We start from the raw sequence: 20,763 nt of genomic DNA on the forward strand, positions 1-20,763 counted from the left end.
ACAGAGAGGCAAAGGAATGACTCTGACAATTCGCGTACTTTTTTTAAGAAATGCACTTGCCAAGTGCTTTGGGCTTCTCATTGGTCTTTGCAGCTTATTTATTGCGGTTAGCTATGCAAGTCCTGCACCGAATATTCAATTAGCAACCGAATATGCACTCGACGATCATACTCAAATCGGCGCGTTTTTGGTCAGTGAAAAACTTGATGGTGTGCGTGGTTACTGGGATGGGCAACGTTTGTTTACCCGTCAGGGGAATCCCATTCTGGCCCCAAGTTGGTTTACCGCCGAGTTTCCCACTATCGCAATGGAAGGTGAGTTATGGCTCGGGCGAGGGCAGTTTGAGGCGATTTCAGGATTAATACGTCAAACATCGCCAAAGGATACGGACTGGCAAAAGGTACGCTTTATGGTATTTGATTTACCGACAACCAAGGGGAGCTTTGAAGACCGTTATCTGCAAATGCAAACTCTTATCGTGGGAAAATCGGCTTATCTTCAAGTTATTGAGCAATTTAGTGTCGGCAGTGTCGAGGCCCTCTATGACACTTTAAATACCTTAGTTGCCCTTGGCGCTGAAGGATTAATTTTACATCGTCGCACTGCGGTATATACGCCGGGACGTAATCCTAATGTAATGAAGTTAAAGCCCTATTTAGATGCTGAAGCGACGGTGATTGGTTATGTTGCTGGCAAAGGGCAATTTGCCGGGAAAATGGGTGCCTTAAGAGTGCAAACACCAGAGGGGCGAATTTTTAGTATTGGCACAGGTTTTAACCTTGCAGAGCGTCAGTATCCCCCTGCTATCGGTACACTTATCACTTACAAGTATCTAGGATTAACGGTGAATGGCTTGCCGCGATTTGCTAGTTATTTACGGATCAGGACAGACATTGTGCCTGAGGATAAAGAAGTTAAAGAATAAGTTGCGAAATTGTTGGATATTGATAAAAATCGAACGCTATCAATAAGGGTTTTGCCGAGTATCATACTGATTATTAATAGGCAATAACACCAAGGAGTAGGTTTTGGTTGATATTCAATTTAGTGAACATTCTTTGAAGCAACGCTTGGCTAAAATCTTAACGGTCCCCAAATGGACTAAGCAGCCCATTGTCACCGCTAAAGCTTTTTTGCAAAGTTTAACCATTGCCCAGCGTTGTTATCTATTAGCATTAATTGCTTTATTGCTATTTCAGTCAGACATTTGGCTAGCCGCTATTATCACTGCGGTTGCATTAATCATTGAATTTTGGCCAAAATTTGCAATAGCGTGGCATTCATTGGCTGGAAAAGCCATTTTCTTACTCTTTTATGCCGTTATTGCCAACTTTGCCTTGGCCGCCAGTGGTAGTGTGGTTAATGAAATCACAGGTGTTTCAGCTTCACATTTGTCTTACACCCACAACTTTGCCATTTTGCTGTATTTACCCATTTGGTTCGTGTGTATTTCTATTCTCGCGTTACTGCTTCTGCAAATTGTGATCCCTTGTTATTTATTGTTCCATATCGGTTTACGGATTTTAGGGTTAGAGACCAACCAACAGGACAATAAAAAACGCTTTGTGGTAACAACGGCATTTTTACGTATGGTGTTATCTGTGGTGTTATTAATGAATCTTGTTGCCATCTCCGATGGTGAAACTTTATTGGAGAACGTTGCGAACAAAATACAAAAAAATGAAAAAGTGAGTCTTGCAAACACTGTTGTTGAAGTCAAAATAACCGAAAAAGCCCAGACTGAAGCAGAGAAAGCGGCTAATGATCTCACCATGCAATCTGCTGATGGCACTATCGAATCCTTAAGAACTTTTGGGCACACATACTACAAGGGGATCCGAGAATTAATCGCGTTATTTGCCTATAAGTTTGAGGCCGATGGCCGTAGTCGTTGTGAAAAATTAGCCAATTCTGTGGTGGTTGAGTTAAACGATTACGAAATACTGGAAATCACCGAGTCTGCTAACGAGAAATACGGTTATCATTTTGAAGTGAAAAAATGTATTTCTCCCGCCTTTGGGCAAATCGCATCACCCCCTAAATAGCACTGCCAAAGGATGCTAAGTTGTTCGAAGATAAAGCGTTAAAAGCAAAAAATATAAGACGAATTTTAATGGTCTGTATGGGGAATATTTGTCGTTCGCCCACGGCTGAGGCCGTTTGCCGTGCAAAAATTCGTGAACGTCGCCTCAATATTGAAGTTGATTCTGCTGGCACCATTGGTTATCACCAAGGAGATAAACCTGACAGTCGCGCCATAGCTGCGGGTATAAAACGCGGGTTAAGTTTCGATGGTATGCGCGCAAGACAAATTGTTGATGCCGATTTTGAGTATTTTGATCTTATTTTAGCAGCCGATAATGGTAATTTAGTGGATTTACGTAGTCGTTGTCCGCTTGAGTATCAATACAAACTTCAGCTAATGTTGTCTTACGGAAATAGTGAAATTGATGAGGTCCCCGATCCCTATTATGGCGGTGCTCAAGGATTTGAATTAGTCCTCGATTTGCTCGAACAGAGTATCGATAGCTTGTTAGATCAATTAGCAGGAAAAACGAATGACACAGATTAATGATTAAGGCGGAGTAGGTACCTTAGAACCTCGATGAGTCAAAGTATCAACCCCTGCTTACCTATGCAATAGAACGTAAAATCATTGGATTAATTTCATTAAGCGTTAACTAAGCTTATTTCGGGATACTAAATCTATCTCAAACAGTTCTTACCGCTATAACCTTAAAACGTCAACATGCCCTAGTCGTCAGATAAGCTCAATCGATATTAATTGCTTAACTCTTGCGAGATTTTGACTAGACTCAAAGCTCAGGTAAGTGAGTTTGTTACAGGTAAGTTTGGGGAGATTGCTATGGATTCAATCAAAATACGCGACCATATGGACCGTCAGCCTGTGTTGCTCAGTGCAAATATGTCACTGGCTACTGCGGTTGAGAAACTGTTAGATAATAACAAGATGGGTGCAGCTGTCGTGGATGACAGTGGTAATTTAGTGGGTTTTTTATCCCAGCAAGACTGCTTAGCTGTCATGTTAAAGAGCAGCTATCACTGTGACTTAACCTCAGTGGTGAAGGATTGTATGCGCACTGAAGTCCTGTATGTCGGTCCCGATGAGAGTATTTTACAACTCGCGGAGCAGATGCTGGGCGCTAAACCAAAGACCTATCCGGTGGTGGATAATGGCAAAGTCATCGGCACAATCAATCGCACCAATGTGTTGAAGGCGATGAATGTATACATGCAGCAATGTTATCTTGCGCCCGCTTAAGCTGTTATTTGGGTGGCTAATTTCCCGCGGTTTACGGTGTGTTTTGAACAATTAGCCATACCAATAAACCAGGTTCCTTGCTAGGATCGCCTTTTTCGATGCTAGCAATGGAATTTGGTTTTGAACTCTGACAAACATCCGCTATCGAGCGCTTTTCTCCAGCAGTGCTTTCAAAGTGATGCCTCGCGGATCCGCCGCCGTTTATTTAAGCTCCATAAAGAAGCCGATTCTGACAAAAAAACACAAGAATTAGCCAAACTTACTGAGCAGGCGCAAGCAGCGTTCGAGAAAGTAGAGCAGCGCCTGAAGGCTCGCCCTAAGATCAATTATCCTGACAATCTGCCCGTCAGTGGCATGCGCGAAGACATCGCCAAAGCCATCAGTGAAAACCAAGTGGTGATCATTGCGGGTGAAACCGGCTCGGGTAAAACCACTCAGTTGCCTAAAATCTGTTTAGAACTGGGCTTAGGCAGCCGTGGTTTTATTGGTCATACCCAGCCGCGGAGGTTAGCAGCGCGCAGTGTCGCGTCAAGGGTGGCTGAAGAATTACAAAGCCCGCTTGGCGAAGTCGTGGGCTTTAAGGTGCGTTTTGCCGATGCGCTTAAGAGTGAATCCTATATCAAGCTGATGACCGACGGGATTTTACTGGCGGAGCTGACTTCAGATCGTTATTTAGATCAATACGATACTATTATTATCGACGAGGCGCATGAACGTAGCCTTAACATCGATTTTATCTTGGGTTACCTCAAGCAAATTCTGAAAAAACGCCCCGATCTTAAGATCATCATCACCTCGGCGACCATTGATGTTGAGCGTTTCTCTAAGCATTTCAATAATGCGCCGATTATTGAGGTGTCAGGGCGTACCTATCCGGTCGAAACCCGTTATCGCCCATTGTTACAAGATACTGAGGCCGATCTCGACCAAATTGAAGGGATTTTTGCCGCCGTTGATGAGCTGGTTGCTGAAGGCTTAGGCGATATTTTGATCTTTATGAACGGTGAGCGTGAAATTCGCGATACCGCTGAGCAGCTTAATCGGCGTAATTACCGCGATACTGAGATTTTGCCGCTCTACGCGCGCCTCTCCTACGGCGAGCAATCCAAGGTCTTTAGCAGCCATACAGGGCGTCGTATTGTGCTTGCGACTAACGTAGCGGAAACCTCGCTGACTGTGCCGGGTATTCGTTATGTGATTGACCCAGGAACAGCACGCATCAGTCGTTACAGTTACCGCACTAAAGTACAGCGTTTGCCGATCGAGCCGATTTCTCAGGCGAGTGCCAATCAGCGCCAAGGCCGCTGCGGCCGTGTTGGTCCGGGGATTTGTATCCGTTTATACGATGAGGCGGATTTTAATAACCGCCCAGCCTTTACCGATCCCGAAATCCTACGTACAAACTTAGCCTCGGTGATTTTGCAGATGCTCGCCATCGGCCTTGGCGATATTGCGGCGTTCCCCTTTATTGAGCCACCCGATCCGCGCCATATTCGCGATGGCTTCTTACTGCTTGAGGAATTACAGGCGGTTAAGCAGCAGAAGGGTAATATAGTGTTGACGCCGCTGGGGCGGCAGTTATCGCAAATCCCCGTCGATCCACGTTTAGCGCGTATGGTGGTCGAAAGCCACCAACTTGGTTGCTTAAATGAGGTGTTAGTGATCGCCTCAGGGCTGTCTATTCAAGATCCCCGTGAGCGGCCCATGGATAAAAAGCAGGCGTCCGATGAAGCCCATCGCCGCTTTGCCGATCCCCAGTCTGATTTTGTCAGTTGGGTAAACTTATGGCAGCACTTAAAAGAGCAACAAAAGGAATTATCCGCCAGTCAGTTCCGTAAAAAGTGCCGCGACGAGTACTTAGCCTACCTGCGGGTGCGTGAATGGCAGGATTTATATACTCAGTTAAAACAAGCGGTTCACGATTTAAAGTGGCGCTTAAACGAGACGCCTGCCAACTACGATGCGCTGCACCGTGCGCTGTTATCGGGTCTGCTCAGCCATATTGGCTTTAAGGACAATAACAACGAATACTTAGGCGCGCGCAATCGTAAGTTTTTTGTGTTCCCAGGTTCACCGCTGGCGAAAAAAGGCCCTAAATGGATCATGGCGGCGGAGCTAATGGAAACCTCTAAGCTGTTTGCTCGCTGCTGCGCCAAAATTGAGCCAGAGTGGCTCGAGCCGTTAGCGGCGCATCTGATTAAAAAGAATCACCTAGAGCCGCATTTTGAGGCGAAACAGGGCAGTGTGATCGCCTTTGAGAATCAAGTGCTTTACGGTTTGACCGTAGTACATCGTCGCCGCGTGCAATACGGGCCGATTAATCCTGTTGAAGCGCGGGAAATCTTTATCCGTAGCGCGCTTGCCGAAGGGCAATTACAAACCAAAGAAGCCTTCTTTATCGCTAACCAAAAGTTATTGGAGGATGTCGAAGCGCTCGAGCACAAGTCCCGTCGCCGCGATATTTTGGTCGATGAACAAGTGTTGATGGACTTTTACGAGCCGCGCATTCCCGAAGGCATCTATAACGCGCCTAAGTTCTTTAGCTGGTGGAAGGAAGCGCGCCGAACTCAGCCCGATTTACTCGATTTTAATAAGTCGCTATTGATGCAGCGCAGTGCCGATCATATCTCGGCGCTCGATTTCCCCGATACTTGGCACAAGGGCAATATTCGTTTGCAACTGAGTTATCACTTTGATCCTGCGGCGAGTGATGATGGCGTCTCTGTGCATATTCCAGTGGCGCTACTCAATCAAATCGATGATACGGATTTCGATTGGCTCGTGGCGGGGATGCGTGAGGAGAAATGTGTTGCCCTGATTAAGTCTTTACCTAAGGGACTACGACGTAACTTTGTCCCAGCGCCCGATTATGCCCGAGCCTGCGTGCAGGCGATGCAGCCCTTTAGCGCCAGTTTACTCGACGCCATGTGCAAACAGCTGCTGCGTATGAGTGGCACGCGCGTCAATCCTGAAGATTTTGATGTTTCGCAGATGCCAGTGCATTTGCTGATGAACTTTAAGATTGAGGATGACAAGGGCAAGTTAGTGGCACAGGGGCGGGTGCTCGATACCTTAAAGGCCGAGTTACAGGGTGTGGTCGCTAAGGCGATTCGTCAGGTGGCGGATAAGGGGATTGAAAAGGAAGCACTCACCGAGTGGTCCTTTGGCGACTTACCTAAGCAATTTGAGCAGCGTAAGGGCAACTATCAAGTGCGGGCATTCCCCGCATTGATTGATAATAAAGATTCAGTTGCCATCAAATTATTTGATGATGAATTTGAGGCAGAGGCGGCGCATCGTCAAGGTCTACGTCGCTTGTTATTACTCAACATTCCATCGCCGGTAAAACACCTGCAACAGGCGCTGCCCAACAAGGCCAAACTGGCGATGTATTTCAATCCATTTGGCCAAGTGCAAATTTTAATTGATGATATTATTGCCGCAGCCGTGCAGCAGTTGCTTGATGAAAAGGCGCTGGATGTGCGCGATGCAGCGCAGTTTGATGCGGCCAAGGATTGGGTGCGCCAAGAGCTGAATCCAACGGCTGAGCAAATCGCCCTAAAAGTGGAGCAGATTTTGACGCTCTATCAAGGTATTAAAAAGCGGACTAAGGGTAAAATCAGCTTAGATATCGCTTTTGCGATGAGTGATATTCAAAGCCAATTGGACCAATTAGTTTTTAAGGGATTCGTCGAAGCCTGCGGTTGGAAGCGTTTAGCCGATGTGGCGCGTTACTTAAAGGCGATTGAAATCCGCATCGATAAATTACCTGTAGACCCGACCCGTGACCGCTTGCATATGCAGAGTATCACTAAGGTGCAGGAGGCCTTAGCGGCGCAACTTGCCAAGGTGCCGCGCTCACAGCCCGTACCTGCGGCACTGATTGAAGCCCGTTGGATGATTGAAGAGTACCGGGTGTCATGCTTTGCCCAAGCGCTAGGAACAGCTTATCCCATCTCGGAAAAGCGTATCTTAAACCATATCCTGCTGAGTTAATGATGTTGATGCATAACTGACTGAAACTGTAGATTCAGTCAGTTATGCATAATGCATCATCTTTAGCATTAACAGCCGAACCTTAGGGTTCGGCTTTTTTATTGCTCACTTTCACCTAACTATAATTAGCCGCGATCAGCATGTTGTTGCAGGCGTGATTGTTTGCTATGGGCTATCACAGGCTAACCTCAAAGGGCAAAGTAGGTAGCGAATGAATGGCCCCTAATGGCTTTTAATTGATAAACAGTTAGCGAATACAGCAGGGACTTTGGCTATATCTTGAGCGAGTTAACGATTTGACGAAGATGTTAAGCCAATTTCGCTGCAGATAATCGGTAATTTGCGCCTTCCTTTACCATCCCCTAATACTCCTTAAGGTATATTTTGTTTAAATCTTGTGCGGTTTAGTTGCCTAACGCCTATCTCTTTTCCATGCTTTAGCAATTAGTTAATAAAAAAACATAACTAATCAACCTGTTTACAATCTGAAAAAACGCTCAAAAACCATGATCTAATTAAATCTATCGCCAAATTGATGATCTGGATCAAGCATCAAAGGGTTTACCGATTTTGAGGTATACAGTTTGTTAACACCTTAACGCTATGATCAGTTGGTGGATCAAAGATGCAATAGAGATACCTATAAATCCTGTAGTGATCAGAGTAATCCATCACAGGAACGAACCTCTTGGAGGACGCATGAGTGCTAACAGCGCAGCAGAAAAATCCTTAGAACTGAAAATTTTTATCTTTTTAACCGTATTTCTCGCCCCCCTCTTATCCGTGTTGTTGGTGAGTGGATTGGGATTTGCCATATGGTTTAGCCAAATCTTCACCGGCCCACCGGGGGCTGGTTGAGTCAATACAAAATAATAACAACAGAATTAAAGCGGAGTGTCGGATGAGCAAAGAGCTGCATATCACAAGTCTCGTGGTGCAAGTCATGCCAAATAAGATGGCGGATGTTAGGCAACACATTATGGCGATTGAGAATGCCGAACTCTCTGTCAATAACGAAGTAAAACTCGTCGTTGTACTTGAAGGTAACTCCCAACGTGCCTTGATGGACGGTATCGAACAGATTAATGCCATTCCTGGCGTCTTGTCCGCCACTATGGTTTACCACCAGAGTGAACAGCTCGAAGAGGGTGAAGAATGAACATGAATAGACGTGACTTTATTAAAGCCAATGCGGTGATTGCAGCAGCGGGCGCCGCAGGCTTAGCGCTGCCGGCATCAGCCAGCAATTTAATTACTAGCTCAGAGCAAACCAAATTAGAGTGGAACAAAGCGCCTTGCCGTTTCTGTGGTACGGGCTGCTCTGTGATTGTTGCGACACGTGATGGCAAAGTGGTTGCGACCCACGGCGATGCAAACAGCGAAGTGAACCGCGGCCTTAACTGTATTAAAGGTTACTTCCTATCGAAAATTATGTATGGCAGCGATCGTTTGACCACGCCAATGCTCAGAATGACCGATGGCAAGTACGACAAGCATGGTGAATTTACTCCCATTAGCTGGGACAGCGCTTTTGATATCATGGCGCAAAAATGGAAAGAAACCCTCAAGGCCAAAGGCCCTACCGCAGTTGGAATGTTTGGCTCGGGCCAGTGGACCGTCTGGGAAGGCTATGCCGCGGTTAAACTAATGAAGGCGGGCTTTGGCTCTAACAACATTGATCCGAATGCACGTCACTGTATGGCGTCAGCCGTGGTCGGCTTTATGCGTACCTTCGGTATCGATGAGCCTATGGGCTGTTACGATGATATGGAAGCGGCCGATGCCTTTGTGCTGTGGGGCTCCAACATGGCTGAAATGCACCCGATCCTATGGACTCGAGTGACTGACCGCCGTTTAAGCGCATCCCATGTGAAGGTTGCGGTACTCTCGACGTTTGAGCATCGCTCCTTCGACTTGGCGGATTTACCGATAGTATTTACGCCACAAACCGACTTAGCCATCCTGAACTTTATCGCCAACTACATCATTCAAAACGATAAAGTAAACTGGGACTTTGTGAAGAAGCACGTTAACTTCCGCCAAGGTACCACGGATATCGGCTATGGTTTACGTCCAACCCATCCGCTGGAGCAGAAAGCCAAAAACGTGAAAACGGCAGGGGATTCGACTCCGATTGATTTCGATACCTTTAAGGCCTTTGTCGCCGAATATACGGTGGAGAAGGTCAGCAAGATGTCGGGTGTGCCAGAGGCTAAACTTATCGAGTTAGCTAAACTCTATGCCGATCCCGAGACTAAAGTCACGTCCTTCTGGACCATGGGCTTTAACCAACATACCCGCGGCGTATGGTGTAACAACCTGATTTATAACATCCACTTACTGACAGGTAAGATTTCAACGCCCGGTAACAGCCCGTTCTCGTTAACCGGTCAGCCTTCTGCCTGTGGTACGGCTCGCGAAGTGGGAACCTTCTCCCACCCTTTACCCGCCGACATGGTGGTAACAAACCCTGAGCATAGAAAACACGCCGAAGAAATTTGGAAGATCCCCAGTGGCATTATTCCGCCAAAACCTGGTTATCACGCCGTCGAGCAAAACCGCCGCTTAAAAGATGGCGACTTGAACTGCTATTGGGTGCAAGTGAACAACAATATGCAGGCGGGGCCAAACATCAACGAGGAAGGCTTACCTGGCTATCGCAATCCTGCCAACTTTATTGTGGTGTCCGATGCGTATCCCACAGTCACGACCCAAGCTGCGGACTTAATTCTGCCAACCGCCATGTGGGTTGAGAAAGAGGGCGCCTATGGTAATGCCGAGCGTCGCACTCAATTCTGGCATCAAATGGTGCAGGCGCCGGGCGAATCCCACTCGGATCTGTGGCAGTTGATGGAGTTCTCTAAGCGCTTTACGACCGATGAAGTCTGGTCGAAGGAAGTCTTAGCGGCGAATCCACAATTTAAGGGCAAAACCTTATTTGAAGTGCTGTACAAAAACGGCAACGTCGATAAGTTCCCGCTGGCCGATACCGATCCTAAGTATTTGAACAACGAAGCGAAACACTTTGGCTTCTATGTCCAAAAAGGCCTGTTTGAAGAATACGCCACTTTTGGCCGTGGCCATGGTCACGATTTAGCACCTTTCGATGCCTACCACGAAGCCCATGGTATTCGCTGGCCGGTGGTTAATGGTAAAGAAACCAAATGGCGTTTCCGTGAGGGCAGCGATCCTTATGTTAAACCTGGCTCAGGCTTTGAGTTCTACGGTAAACCCGATGGCCGCGCAGTGATTTACGCCTTGCCTTTCGAGCCGCCCGCAGAGTCGCCAGACACTGAATACGATATGTGGTTATCCACCGGACGGGTGCTCGAGCATTGGCATTCAGGTTCGATGACTCAACGCGTGCCAGAGCTTTATCGTGCCTTCCCCGATGCAGTGTGTTTTATGCACCCAGAAGATGCGAAAAAACGTGGTTTACGCCGTGGTGATGAAGTTCGAGTCGTGTCTCGCCGTGGTGAAATCAAAACCCGTGTCGAAACCCGTGGTCGCAACAAACCACCTGTGGGACTCGTGTTCGTACCTTGGTTTGATGCCAGTCAGCTCATTAATAAAGTCACCTTGGATGCGACAGATCCGCTGTCGAAACAAACCGACTTTAAGAAATGCGCCGTGAAAATCGTCAAGGTATAAGGAGTACAGGATGAAAACATTCAAATTAGCTTCAGCATGTAGTGCGCTTGCCTTTTCAGCCCTGATGATGACCAGTGTGACTGCTGCCAGTATTCCTGAGGATAAGATCGATACCTTACGTCAGGCGCCGATTAACGTTGAGCCAACACCGCCCGCGATGCAAGCGGTGCTGAATAAAGATATCAAAGAGGTGCGTAACTACCCAATGCAGCCACCCGTGATCCCACATAAGATCGATGGCTATCAGCTCGATCTTAAGGTCAATAAATGTATGGCGTGCCATGCAAGACAACGCACTGGAGATTCGCAAGCACCCATGGTGAGCGTGACCCATTATATGGATAGGGATAACAACTTTTTAGCTGAGCTTTCACCAAGGCGTTATTTCTGTACTCAGTGCCATGTGCCGCAACTGGATGCCAAATTACTGGTCGAGAACGACTTTGTGGATATGGATCATCTGATTAAAGCGAATACTGAGCAGAAAAAACACTAGGAGTCAGCATGTTAGATAAACTTAAAAAGATCTGGCAAGTTCTCAATCGTCCGAGTGTGCACTACAGTTTAGGGTTTCTAACCTTAGGTGGCTTTGTGGCAGGGGTGATCTTTTGGGGGGGCTTTAACACGGCGCTTGAAGCCACCAACAGAGAAGCCTTTTGTATTGGTTGCCATGAAATGGAAAATAACGTCTACCAAGAGTTACAGTCGACTATCCATTTCACTAACCGTAGTGGGGTGCGTGCGACTTGCCCTGACTGCCATGTGCCGCATAACTGGACCGATAAAATTGCCCGTAAGATGCAGGCATCGAAAGAAGTGTGGGGTAAAGTGTTTGGCACCATCAATACCCGCGAAAAGTTTGAGAGTAAACGTCGCGAGCTGGCTGAACATGAATGGGCAAGGTTAAAGGCAAATGACTCGCTCGAGTGTCGAAATTGCCATAACTTTACCTATATGGACTTTACCAGGCAGTCACCACGCGCCGCGCAGATGCACTCCACATCGCTGGCCAGTGGTGAGAAGACCTGTATTGATTGCCACAAAGGTATTGCCCATCATCTTCCCGATATGGCGGGCGTTGAAGGTTTCTAATCGCGTGTAATATTTCATCTCCAGTCAAAGGCCAAGTGCTCTCCACACTTGGCCTTTTATTTTTAGATTGCAATCTATGATTTATCTATCTGAAAAATATATACTATTCAGCATTAAAGATAACGACAACGAGTTGTGATGAACAATACCAAATGGCGTGAATGCATTAGTCTTTTAGCGTCACACTGTGTTTACCTACAATTACGACTGGTAGGTGAGGCTGATTTTCCATTGGATTATGAAGTATCAGATGAAGTGATATCTCAAATACAGGCAAAAGACTGCGTATTTGTAAGACGGGTGATTGACTATAAGTCCATCGCGGCTATACGGATTGTTAAAATACATTTACCGCCTTCAGCTAAACAGATGGATATGATGATCAAACTCAAACAAGAATTATCACAGTTAGGCCAATTACCTATTATCGAAAATACTGAATTTATCACTATTAACGGATATTAGGTCGATTAGCTGTCTGAGGTGCAGCTATTTTTGCTTAGGTTAATGCTGCGAATGTGACCACTGGCAGTATCAGCAAACTACCAGCGGTATGATTAACGAAGAAAAGGGGATTAGCTAAGGTATGGATCTTAAATGGACTGCTAATTAACACTGGATTAATTGTTAAAGTTGCACCGTAAAAATAGGATCTTTGCCCGCAGTGACACTCCCCTGAGCTTTGTCTAAATACTTCACATCTTCCATATTGGCAAGCACCACGGGCGTGAGTAAGCTGTCTACTTGGTCTTTAAGATACTCGATATCAAATGACAAAATCGGATCGCCTACTTTGACCTCTTGACCTTCTTCGGCTAAACGACTAAAACCACGCCCTCTTAGCTCGACAGTGCCAACACCAAAGTGAACAAATAGTTCTAATCCTTGAGGTGATTCAATACTAAAGGCATGATTAGTTTCGAATATTTTACCGATAGTACCATCAATCGGCGCAACAATCGTGTCGCCCTTAGGCGCGATAGCAATGCCATCACCGACAATCTTTTCTGCAAAAACGACATCGGGGACTTTTTCAATTGCGACGATTTCTCCATTTACGGGGGCGTAAACCATAATGCCACCTGCAAGTTGTGGCTGTCCTGATACCAATCGCCTTATGCGGCTTAAAAATCCCATAATGTGGTGCCCCTTTGCTTGTTTTTGTTGTTCTGTGTTGGTCTGTAAAGCAGCATAACCAATTAAATGTACTATTTACAGTTTGTTATACACTGTTGCAGATCTGAAATTCTATTTTGCTGCATCGCAGTGTGCGCTAACGCAGAAAATTTCGCCAGTTCACCTTGGCAAATGGCTGCTTTCACTTCTAGTAATGAGCTTAAGTTAACGCTGAGTTCATCCAGCCCCATTCCCACGAGTAGCGGAGCGATGTGTGGCGAGCTGGCTAATTCACCACAGAGTGATACTGTGACCTCGGCTGCTTTGGCTTGAATGATTGTCATGTTTATCAAGCTTAAAATCGCAGGTGAAAGGGAAGGGTAATCCCGTGTCAGTTGTGGGTTGGTGCGGTCTGCTGCCATGGCATATTGTGTTAAATCATTGGTGCCTATGCTAACAAAATCCAGCCTTGGTAGCATAGAGGCTAAATTCAACACCGCTGCGGGCGTTTCTACCACTATGCCATAACTCAGTTCACCATAGCCTTTTTCTTCGTCTTCGAGGGCATCCTGGCATTCGGCGATAAGCGTAAATATCTCATCTAACTCTTCGACTTGATTGACCATAGGAAACATTAAGCGAATCGGACCGTGATTTGCTGCCCGTAAAATGGCACGAAGTTGGGTCTTAAATAATTCTGGGTGCGCTAAGGTGTATCTCACCCCACGTTGTCCTAAGGCGGGATTATCTTCTATGTCTTGGCATAAACACGGGAGTTCTTTATCGGCGCCAATATCTAAGGTTCTGATCGTAAAAGTTTTACCACCTAGAGCATGCAGAGCCTCGCAGTAAAGATTGTACTGGGCTTTTTCATCCGGCAGGGTGCTGGTATGCATTAACATAAATTCAGTGCGGAATAAGCCTATTCCATCGGCCCCTTCATCTTTGACATGGGTGATCTCATTCAAATTGCCGACGTTTGCCAGCAGGCGAACCTGATGTCCGTCCTGTGTTTGAGCCGGAACATCGCGATAAGCTTGAAGTGCCTGACGTCTTGCTTGTTCATGGTGCAGGGTCACGGTTAAACGAGCTTGTTGCTCAGGCTCCGGATTGACATAAAGCGCTCCACTTATTGCATCGAGCACTAATGGGGTGCCATTAGGGATGAGCTCTGCATCGAACTGACAACTTAAAATAGCGGGTATACCTGCTGCACGGGCCAAAATAGCGGTATGACTGGTGAGTCCACCGGTTTTAAGCACAATACCGCTGATGTGCTCTTTAGGGAGCAAGGCAAATTCTGCTGGGGTGAGATCCTGTGCTAGCAGTATCGTAGGTTCACTCAGGTGAGTTAAACCTTGGTCCAAACGGCCATTAATCGCGGTGACTATGCGCTGTCCAAGGCATCGAACGTCTTGGGCTCGATTGGCTAAATAGGGATCGTCTAGGGACTCGAGTTCATTCGCTTGATGGGCAAATATTCGCTCAACAGCGACACTGGCGGAAAGTTGTAAGGTGCGAATGGCTTCTTTGACTTGTTCTATCAGTTCTTCATCATCAAGGAGTAATAAATCGGCTTCAATCAGTTGGTAGTTTTCGCTGTCAGGATCGAGCTTAGTTTGGCTTAGACTGAGCTGTTGTTTCAGTGTTTGTAACGCCTTAAGAAACTTACTTTGTTGCTGCGGGATCCTAGAGAGCGGAATTGGGCGATAGTCGAGGTGGTTTTCGCAATGATTAAGGTGTAAAGCCTTACCGAAGGCTATACCCGATGACACAATAATCCCCGTTATCGACATAGTCATTCCTAATGATGTTGGGCGGTTCGCTAACTTAAGGTGATTAACAAGGCCGAGACTTTTTCGACGGCTTCCTGCGCCTGCTCTCCCTCGGCGAAAACCCTGACAGTGACACCATGGTATAAACCTAATGTTTGTAGCTTAAATAAGCTCTTAGCACTGGCTTGCTTGCCGTTACATTCAACCAAAACGTCGCAATCGAAGGTCTTTGCTTCTTTCACCAATAGTGCCGCAGGGCGGGTATGAATACCATGTTTTGCGGTGATAGTGACAGATTTTTCGTACATAGTGGCTTAACTCTTTATGAATATTATGGCGCTTCGTTCGACTCTATAATCTTATAACCGGCCTTTTTTAAGGCAGCAATGGCGCCTTGGAGGCAATTTTTCTTCACGAGAATATAGTCAGTATCAAAGGTTGAAAGGGCGAAAATACTGATTTGCACATCGGCTAAGGTGCTGGCAATTTTTGATAAAATACCCGTTAATGAAAATCCTAGAGGGCCTAACACTTCTAGACAGCTCCAGTTAGTTTCTTGCTCTAAGCTATCAAGCGCAAGCTCACTAGGCACAACCAAGGTCAAACCTTCTTCTGTTTTGCAGATAAAATACACTTCTTCAGCAAAGACTTCGGTAGGAATTTGCGCCTTAGGGCTAAAACTGTGAATGGTATATTGCCGGGTATGTACGGCTAAGGTCATACGCATAGGCGGTTCTCCTTTGGCGAGGTGAATGCAAGTTAGGAGTTTACCTTATAACATGGATTCCTGTTTAAAGGACATTGTTCTCAAGTGCATCCTCAATCAGCCTGCATTTCGTATGCTAGGGTTGGTTGTGTCGTTTCATTAGCTAATGTTAAAGGAAGAGAGGACGTTTTTATACGTCCTCTTGTTTGCTATTGAAAACATTCGCTAGGTTAGATTTTAAATTGCCCTAAGGTATGGGACATATCCTGGCTAATATCCTGTAATGATTGTGCTGCTCGGCTATTACTGTCATTGGCTTTTACAGACACTTCGGTTAGCTCTGAAATATTACAGATATTACGGTTAATTTCCTCTGTCACGAGGGATTGCTCTTCTGTCGCACTCGCTAACTGAGTGTTCATATCGCTGATGTGGGCAATTAGCCCCAGAATTGCGGCCATGGCTTGCCCAGCCTCTTGAGCCTTAGCTTGCAATTCTTCTGATTGATGTTGGGTTTGGCTATTGCTTTGCATCACTGAGCCCACACCGGTTTGAATTTCTGAGATAATTTTTTGGATCTCATTGGTCGAGTCTTGGGTGCGATTGGCTAAGGCTCTTACTTCATCTGCGACAACGGCAAATCCTCGGCCATGACTACCCGCACGAGCAGCTTCAATGGCGGCATTAAGTGCCAACAAATTGGTTTGTTCAGCAATGCCCCGAATCACATCCAAAATACTGCCAATTTGACCAGAGGCTTGTCCCAATTTTTGAGTGATTGCTTCTGATGCTTTCAGCTCTTGGACCAACTTCTCTGTATCGCGCACCGTATTGTCAATCACAGCTTTACTTTGCTGAGCCTGATTTTTCACACTGGTGGCGGCATCGGCGGCCTGCTGGGTATTGCTCGCCATCTCATGGGTCGTAGACAGCATTTGATTAACTGCCGTTGCTACGCTACCGGTTTCACGGTGGATATGTTCCGCACTTTGGTTCGACTCCTCAACGGCAAGCATTAACTGTTTAGCATCGTTGTCGAGCGATTTTCCCAGGGGTTGCAAATGTCCCACCATATCGCCAATTTTTTGGGCAAAAAGGTTAAAGGCTTGGGCGAGATGAGCAACTTCATCTTTGCCTTGAGTGCTTAAACGCTGGCTTAAGTCGCCTTCGCCTTGAGCGATATCTTCAAGGGCTTCAATAGCATCATTCAATGGTGAGGTAATCGAATGATTAAGAACAAGGAAAAATGCAAAAATAGGTACAGAAATCAAAAACATGATAATCAGATAGTCGATCATCACATTATACAGACTCTCTTTTACGTCACTGAGATAAGCCCCTGTGATCACAGTCCAGCCCCATTGTGGGTAGTAGCGGGCTTCGGCCAATTTGTCCTCAACAATTTTTGAAACAGGATTAGCAATCGGATATTCCAGCATGGCTTTGTCATGTTGCCGAGCTTGAGACAGCATCGTAGTCAGCGGATTAGTGCCATTGGGGAGTGTGAAATTTTGTGCAGAGGTACCGATTAGGCTGGCATTTTCACCATGGGCTAGGATTTGGTTGTTGTCATCAATCAGAATAAAGTAACCAACCCCGGCATAACGGGTTTGGTTAATGAGGTTCGCAGCAGCTTTTTGAGCCTCTTGCTCGCTCATTTTACCGTTAACAGCATCTTGGCGATAAACGTCTATCACACTGAGGATACTGCCAAGTTGACCATCGATTTGTAACCATTTTTGTTCGATCAAATTACTGTATTGTTCTTTAATCGAAAAACTTGCAAAACAAACAGTTCCAATGGCCGCCATCACTAACATCATCATTAGACGTTTTAAAATGGTGAATTGGCGCAAAAAAGTGATCATCTGGAGTCCTCGGGCGCAAAAATAATGTTCAACAATATACCTGCGAATGTTTTTTAATAGAATATTAGCGGGTTAAATTTCATATAAACTGGTAAACAATATGGGGTTTCTTTGATCTTAAGCAGGATCTTTGCAGGCCTTCTCCTGAGTGGTGATTTTATGGCTTATTTTGAGGATATTTCATCAGTTTAATCGCATGTGATGAAGTATTTATTAAATTCAACAACTTACCATTTATTAACAAATTCAATCATGATAACTATATCTAATTAGTTGTTTTAATTTTGATTTTTTACCGTTTTACGCGCAAGATTAATCAACTGTTATGTTTGAGAATCAATTATGACTACAAATACGATTGTGACTTCTGACGATATATTGTTGAAGTTATGCCACTCTGTTGCCCATGTATTATCGAGTACCAGCGCAAGCCATGTGAGCCATGCAGGTATGGTACAAAGCATTACCCGTACCCGCTTAAAACCCGACTTAGGATGTTTTTCGATTTTTGATGGGGGATTTTCAGGGCTTGTTGTTATTAACTTTTCCGCTGCTGCGGCTATCGAAATCTACCGTCGCTATATGCTCAATATGGGCATGCCTGAAGAGGAATTAGCCTTTTCCCATACTTCTGATGAAGTGGGTAATGTGATGGGGGAGTTAATGAACCAAATCTTAGGTGACTTTATTAATAAAGTCTCTAAGGAATTACAAACTTCCATCAGCCAAAGTCAGCCAAAAATGTTAACGATAAACAAAGAGTTGACTATCTCTATTGATGCAAACTTGGATGATGCTGTAGCAAGGCGAGTGTCCTTTAAAACCGAAAATAATCACATTTTCTACCTTGAATTTGCGATGGATAAGACCGAGTTTATCAAACTGGATGAGTTTGAATATGATGAGGAGTTTGACCCTGATAGCTTACTCGAACAGCACGGCGTGAGTGGGACGCAAGCTTCAAATGTTGAAAGCACTCCTTGGAGCCGAATGGCGGACAAGCCCGCGATAAGTCAACATCATACCAATGTGGACGCCGATGATTTACTCGATGAATTAGGGATTTAACTTCTATCTGGTTAAGAGAAAATAAATGCGACTCAGCAAATTATTAGTGAATGCAAAGCTGTGAATAGCGTTAGCGGTTTTTTTGAAGCATTTATTTTCTCTAGTCTGTGTTTTTAGTCACACAATCATAAGCCGCATTATCGTGGTTAAGCACCCAGCGTTAAGGTGGCGGTTAAGTTAGTTTAGCTTTCAATAGGTTAAAGCAGATTAACTCGGTTAACTTGTTAGACAGTTGTAAACCCTTCGGCTATACAAGTCATTAGAACTGTTTTAGTATCCCCCAAAATAATAATTATGGTGACCTCCGTTATGGCATCGAAAGCGACCTCAATTGATATTGCTTATCGTGCTGGTGTATCCCAGTCTACAGTTTCCCGAGCCCTCAGAAATAGCCCGCTTGTCAACTTAGAGACCCGTCAGCGGATCCAAGCAATTGCAAAGGAACTTAACTACAAGGTTGATAAAAACGCCAGTAATTTGCGTACCCAAAATAGTCATACTCTGGCGCTGTTATTGTGTGAAGACCCGACTAATGATGATTCCCTCATCAACCCATTTTTTCTGTCGATGTTAGGCTCAATAACACGGGCAACTGCGCAACAGGGGTATGATTTACTCGTTTCATTTCAACAGCTTTCTAGCGATTGGCATGCCGACTACGAAGACAGTAATAAAGCTGATGGCATTATTTTGCTGGGCTACGGCGATTATATGGATTACGAGCAGAAGCTTGAAAAGTTACTCGCTCAACATACTCATTTTGTGATTTGGGGCGCCGAGCATAACAATAAATCCGTATTATCCATTGGTTGTGATAATCACCAAGGTGGCCTGATAGCCACTGAACATTTGATTTCCCTTGGCCGTAGCGCTTTTGCCTTCTTAGGTGACGCCTCTAGTCATAGCCCAGAATTTAGGGACAGATATTTAGGTCATGTCAAAGCCTTACAAACCGCAGGATTACCAGTGGTGGCTGAGCGGCAAATTTCAGCCATTAGCACTGAAAGTGCTGGTTATGATGCGGCGATGGCATTAATAGAAAAAAGGCTTACGTTTGATGCGATTTTTGCCGCTAGTGATTTGATTGCTATTGGTGCCATTCGTGCCTTAAAAGAGAAGGGGATATTAGTGCCAGAGCAAGTGGCTGTGGTGGGCTATGATGATATTCCTGTGGCAAGTTTTGCTAATCCACCACTGACAACCATCAAACAAAATACTCAGTTAGCGGGTGAGATTTTAGTCGAGAGTTTGCTCAAGCTTATTCGCGGTCAGGCGGTAGGCCCTCAATTGATCCCAACCACCTTAGTCGTTCGCAGTTCCTGCGGGATTGACCTCGCATTGCTAGGCTAAGCTGTCTCTGTATTGATTTACGCGATTAAGCCAAGTGTTTGCTAGCACTTGGCTTTTTATGACAAGTTTGGCTGGTGTATGGTGTAAAACTGGTCAACGCTGAGTGGATTAACCTCTGGCATATTGACGCAGAAACTTAGGCACCTCAGCTTTACTCTTGCGCATCACTTTTTGCATTAGACTGAAGGGTGGTTCGGCTATTGCAAAGTCCCGTTTCAGATCCGCTAACATTCGTAGCCATAAGTGTCCCGTCATTTCCGCATCAGCAAGCGCGCGGTGAAAAGTCCCCTCGGTCGGCAGTTGTTTATAGCTTACTAACGTTGCCAGTTGATGATTAATCGCCTCTGGGTACAAGCGCCTTGCCAACAGGAGAGAGCAGCCAAACTGGCCGGAATATTGGTGACCAATTTGAGCAAATTCAGCATCAAGAAACCGCTGATCGAATGCGGCATTATGGGCAACCAAATGGTGCTTGCCGATAAACTTGGCAAATCGTGACATTACCTCGGCGCAGGGCGCTGCACGTGACAGCATTTGATTGCTGATCCCGGTGTAATCTTCAATAAAGGTGTTTATCCGAAAACCTGGATTCATTAATTCTGAAAAACGCGCAGTGATTTGGCCCTGTTCAATCAATACCGCCCCAATCTCAATAGCTCGAGCACCTTGACTGGGCGAAAGACCCGAGGTTTCAAAATCGAGGACCACAAGGGTATTAGCGGGCGAGTGGGCGGGTGTTTTAGGCATAAAAGTGACTACTTATTGGTATGGCAATGTTTGTAATATGCGTTTGTCGCATGGCCTATTTCACAGTTGGTGGCATATTAGGCTAAACAAAAGTGGCTATCCATCAGATTG

Annotated in this window: 19 protein-coding genes; 13 read left to right on the forward strand and 6 right to left on the reverse strand. The window is 45.6% G+C overall.

Going from position 1 to position 20,763, the window contains the following annotated elements:
* The first annotated feature begins 16 nt into the window (after positions 1–16).
* The 11 genes from AEA42_RS17940 (at position 17) to AEA42_RS17990 (ending at position 12,487) form a co-directional block, all read left to right on the forward strand.
* Entirely contained in the window at positions 17–925 is a 909-nt protein-coding gene (locus tag AEA42_RS17940) for a DNA ligase (RefSeq protein ID WP_055648442.1), read from the forward strand.
* A 103-nt stretch (positions 926–1,028) separates the two neighbouring features.
* Positions 1,029–2,045, forward strand: a complete 1,017-nt coding sequence (locus AEA42_RS17945; protein ID WP_047533424.1) for a hypothetical protein — start codon at positions 1,029–1,031, stop codon at positions 2,043–2,045.
* Positions 2,046–2,113: 68 nt separating this feature from the next.
* Positions 2,114–2,572: a low molecular weight protein-tyrosine-phosphatase gene (locus AEA42_RS17950; protein WP_055648461.1), complete on the forward strand. Its 459-nt coding sequence runs from the start codon at positions 2,114–2,116 to the stop codon at positions 2,570–2,572.
* Between the two features lie 294 nt (positions 2,573–2,866).
* Entirely contained in the window at positions 2,867–3,283 is a 417-nt protein-coding gene (locus AEA42_RS17955) for a CBS domain-containing protein (protein WP_037418282.1), read from the forward strand.
* Positions 3,284–3,397: 114 nt separating this feature from the next.
* Positions 3,398–7,279, forward strand: coding sequence for an ATP-dependent RNA helicase HrpA (gene hrpA, locus AEA42_RS17960; RefSeq protein ID WP_055648443.1), 3,882 nt, complete (start codon positions 3,398–3,400; stop codon positions 7,277–7,279).
* Between the two features lie 699 nt (positions 7,280–7,978).
* A complete protein-coding gene (locus AEA42_RS17965; RefSeq protein WP_011716898.1) occupies positions 7,979–8,137 on the forward strand; it encodes a nitrate reductase in 159 nt (52 codons plus the stop codon).
* A gap of 43 nt (positions 8,138–8,180) precedes the next feature.
* Entirely contained in the window at positions 8,181–8,438 is a 258-nt protein-coding gene (locus tag AEA42_RS17970; protein WP_047537299.1) for a chaperone NapD, read from the forward strand.
* 2 nt (positions 8,439–8,440) lie between these two features.
* Positions 8,441–10,930, forward strand: a complete 2,490-nt coding sequence (gene napA / locus AEA42_RS17975) for a nitrate reductase catalytic subunit NapA (protein ID WP_055648462.1) — start codon at positions 8,441–8,443, stop codon at positions 10,928–10,930.
* Positions 10,931–10,940: 10 nt separating this feature from the next.
* Positions 10,941–11,426: a nitrate reductase cytochrome c-type subunit gene (locus tag AEA42_RS17980; protein ID WP_055648444.1), complete on the forward strand. Its 486-nt coding sequence runs from the start codon at positions 10,941–10,943 to the stop codon at positions 11,424–11,426.
* Positions 11,427–11,434: 8 nt separating this feature from the next.
* Positions 11,435–12,022 carry a cytochrome c3 family protein gene (locus AEA42_RS17985; protein WP_037418266.1) on the forward strand — a complete coding sequence of 196 codons (588 nt, stop codon included), beginning with the start codon at positions 11,435–11,437 and terminating at the stop codon, positions 12,020–12,022.
* A 138-nt stretch (positions 12,023–12,160) separates the two neighbouring features.
* Positions 12,161–12,487: a hypothetical protein gene (locus tag AEA42_RS17990; RefSeq protein ID WP_055648445.1), complete on the forward strand. Its 327-nt coding sequence runs from the start codon at positions 12,161–12,163 to the stop codon at positions 12,485–12,487.
* A gap of 162 nt (positions 12,488–12,649) precedes the next feature.
* Here the strand turns inward: AEA42_RS17990 and crr are convergent, their stop codons facing one another.
* From crr to AEA42_RS18015, 5 genes are all read right to left on the reverse strand, one after another.
* Entirely contained in the window at positions 12,650–13,159 is a 510-nt protein-coding gene (crr, locus tag AEA42_RS17995; RefSeq protein ID WP_037418261.1) for a PTS glucose transporter subunit IIA, read from the reverse strand.
* 71 nt (positions 13,160–13,230) lie between these two features.
* Positions 13,231–14,934 (reverse strand): phosphoenolpyruvate--protein phosphotransferase, encoded by a 1,704-nt coding sequence (gene ptsP, locus AEA42_RS18000; protein WP_037418258.1) that lies wholly within the window; start codon positions 14,932–14,934, stop codon positions 13,231–13,233.
* 29 nt (positions 14,935–14,963) lie between these two features.
* The gene (locus AEA42_RS18005; RefSeq protein ID WP_037418255.1) at positions 14,964–15,221 is read right to left on the reverse strand and encodes an HPr family phosphocarrier protein; all 258 of its coding nucleotides are present in this window, start codon (positions 15,219–15,221) and stop codon (positions 14,964–14,966) included.
* Between the two features lie 23 nt (positions 15,222–15,244).
* Positions 15,245–15,640 carry an ACT domain-containing protein gene (locus AEA42_RS18010; protein ID WP_037418252.1) on the reverse strand — a complete coding sequence of 132 codons (396 nt, stop codon included), beginning with the start codon at positions 15,638–15,640 and terminating at the stop codon, positions 15,245–15,247.
* A gap of 209 nt (positions 15,641–15,849) precedes the next feature.
* A complete protein-coding gene (locus AEA42_RS18015; RefSeq protein WP_055648446.1) occupies positions 15,850–17,487 on the reverse strand; it encodes a methyl-accepting chemotaxis protein in 1,638 nt (545 codons plus the stop codon).
* Between the two features lie 342 nt (positions 17,488–17,829).
* On the opposite strand from AEA42_RS18015, the gene AEA42_RS18020 reads away from it, so the two are divergent.
* On the forward strand, positions 17,830–18,555 hold the full coding sequence (locus AEA42_RS18020; protein ID WP_047537307.1) for a DUF3334 family protein: 726 nt from the start codon (positions 17,830–17,832) through the stop codon (positions 18,553–18,555).
* A 309-nt stretch (positions 18,556–18,864) separates the two neighbouring features.
* Positions 18,865–19,905: a LacI family DNA-binding transcriptional regulator gene (locus AEA42_RS18025; protein WP_055648447.1), complete on the forward strand. Its 1,041-nt coding sequence runs from the start codon at positions 18,865–18,867 to the stop codon at positions 19,903–19,905.
* A gap of 108 nt (positions 19,906–20,013) precedes the next feature.
* On the opposite strand, the gene AEA42_RS18030 is transcribed toward AEA42_RS18025, so the two are convergent.
* The gene (locus AEA42_RS18030; RefSeq protein WP_055648448.1) at positions 20,014–20,652 is read right to left on the reverse strand and encodes a 3'-5' exonuclease; all 639 of its coding nucleotides are present in this window, start codon (positions 20,650–20,652) and stop codon (positions 20,014–20,016) included.
* Between the last annotated feature and the right edge of the window lie 111 nt (positions 20,653–20,763).

Source organism: Shewanella sp. Sh95, assembly GCF_001308045.1.
In the GTDB taxonomy this organism is placed as follows: Bacteria; Pseudomonadota; Gammaproteobacteria; order Enterobacterales; family Shewanellaceae; genus Shewanella; species Shewanella xiamenensis.

What these genes read in the sequence shown, in the direction of transcription:
- AEA42_RS17990 (WP_055648445.1), top strand. Translation starts at nt 12,161, where the DNA reads ATGAACAATACCAAATGGCGTGAATGCATTAGTCTTTTAGCGTCACAC.
- AEA42_RS17980 (WP_055648444.1), top strand. Translation starts at nt 10,941, where the DNA reads ATGAAAACATTCAAATTAGCTTCAGCATGTAGTGCGCTTGCCTTTTCA.
- AEA42_RS17950 (WP_055648461.1), top strand. Translation starts at nt 2,114, where the DNA reads ATGGTCTGTATGGGGAATATTTGTCGTTCGCCCACGGCTGAGGCCGTT.
- AEA42_RS17955 (WP_037418282.1), top strand. Translation starts at nt 2,867, where the DNA reads ATGGATTCAATCAAAATACGCGACCATATGGACCGTCAGCCTGTGTTG.
- AEA42_RS17970 (WP_047537299.1), top strand. Translation starts at nt 8,181, where the DNA reads ATGAGCAAAGAGCTGCATATCACAAGTCTCGTGGTGCAAGTCATGCCA.
- AEA42_RS18015 (WP_055648446.1), bottom strand. Translation starts at nt 17,487, where the DNA reads ATGATCACTTTTTTGCGCCAATTCACCATTTTAAAACGTCTAATGATG.
- ptsP (WP_037418258.1), bottom strand. Translation starts at nt 14,934, where the DNA reads ATGTCGATAACGGGGATTATTGTGTCATCGGGTATAGCCTTCGGTAAG.
- AEA42_RS18025 (WP_055648447.1), top strand. Translation starts at nt 18,865, where the DNA reads ATGGCATCGAAAGCGACCTCAATTGATATTGCTTATCGTGCTGGTGTA.
- AEA42_RS17965 (WP_011716898.1), top strand. Translation starts at nt 7,979, where the DNA reads ATGAGTGCTAACAGCGCAGCAGAAAAATCCTTAGAACTGAAAATTTTT.
- AEA42_RS17985 (WP_037418266.1), top strand. Translation starts at nt 11,435, where the DNA reads ATGTTAGATAAACTTAAAAAGATCTGGCAAGTTCTCAATCGTCCGAGT.
- AEA42_RS18010 (WP_037418252.1), bottom strand. Translation starts at nt 15,640, where the DNA reads ATGCGTATGACCTTAGCCGTACATACCCGGCAATATACCATTCACAGT.
- crr (WP_037418261.1), bottom strand. Translation starts at nt 13,159, where the DNA reads ATGGGATTTTTAAGCCGCATAAGGCGATTGGTATCAGGACAGCCACAA.
- AEA42_RS18005 (WP_037418255.1), bottom strand. Translation starts at nt 15,221, where the DNA reads ATGTACGAAAAATCTGTCACTATCACCGCAAAACATGGTATTCATACC.
- AEA42_RS18020 (WP_047537307.1), top strand. Translation starts at nt 17,830, where the DNA reads ATGACTACAAATACGATTGTGACTTCTGACGATATATTGTTGAAGTTA.
- AEA42_RS17940 (WP_055648442.1), top strand. Translation starts at nt 17, where the DNA reads ATGACTCTGACAATTCGCGTACTTTTTTTAAGAAATGCACTTGCCAAG.
- napA (WP_055648462.1), top strand. Translation starts at nt 8,441, where the DNA reads ATGAATAGACGTGACTTTATTAAAGCCAATGCGGTGATTGCAGCAGCG.
- AEA42_RS18030 (WP_055648448.1), bottom strand. Translation starts at nt 20,652, where the DNA reads ATGCCTAAAACACCCGCCCACTCGCCCGCTAATACCCTTGTGGTCCTC.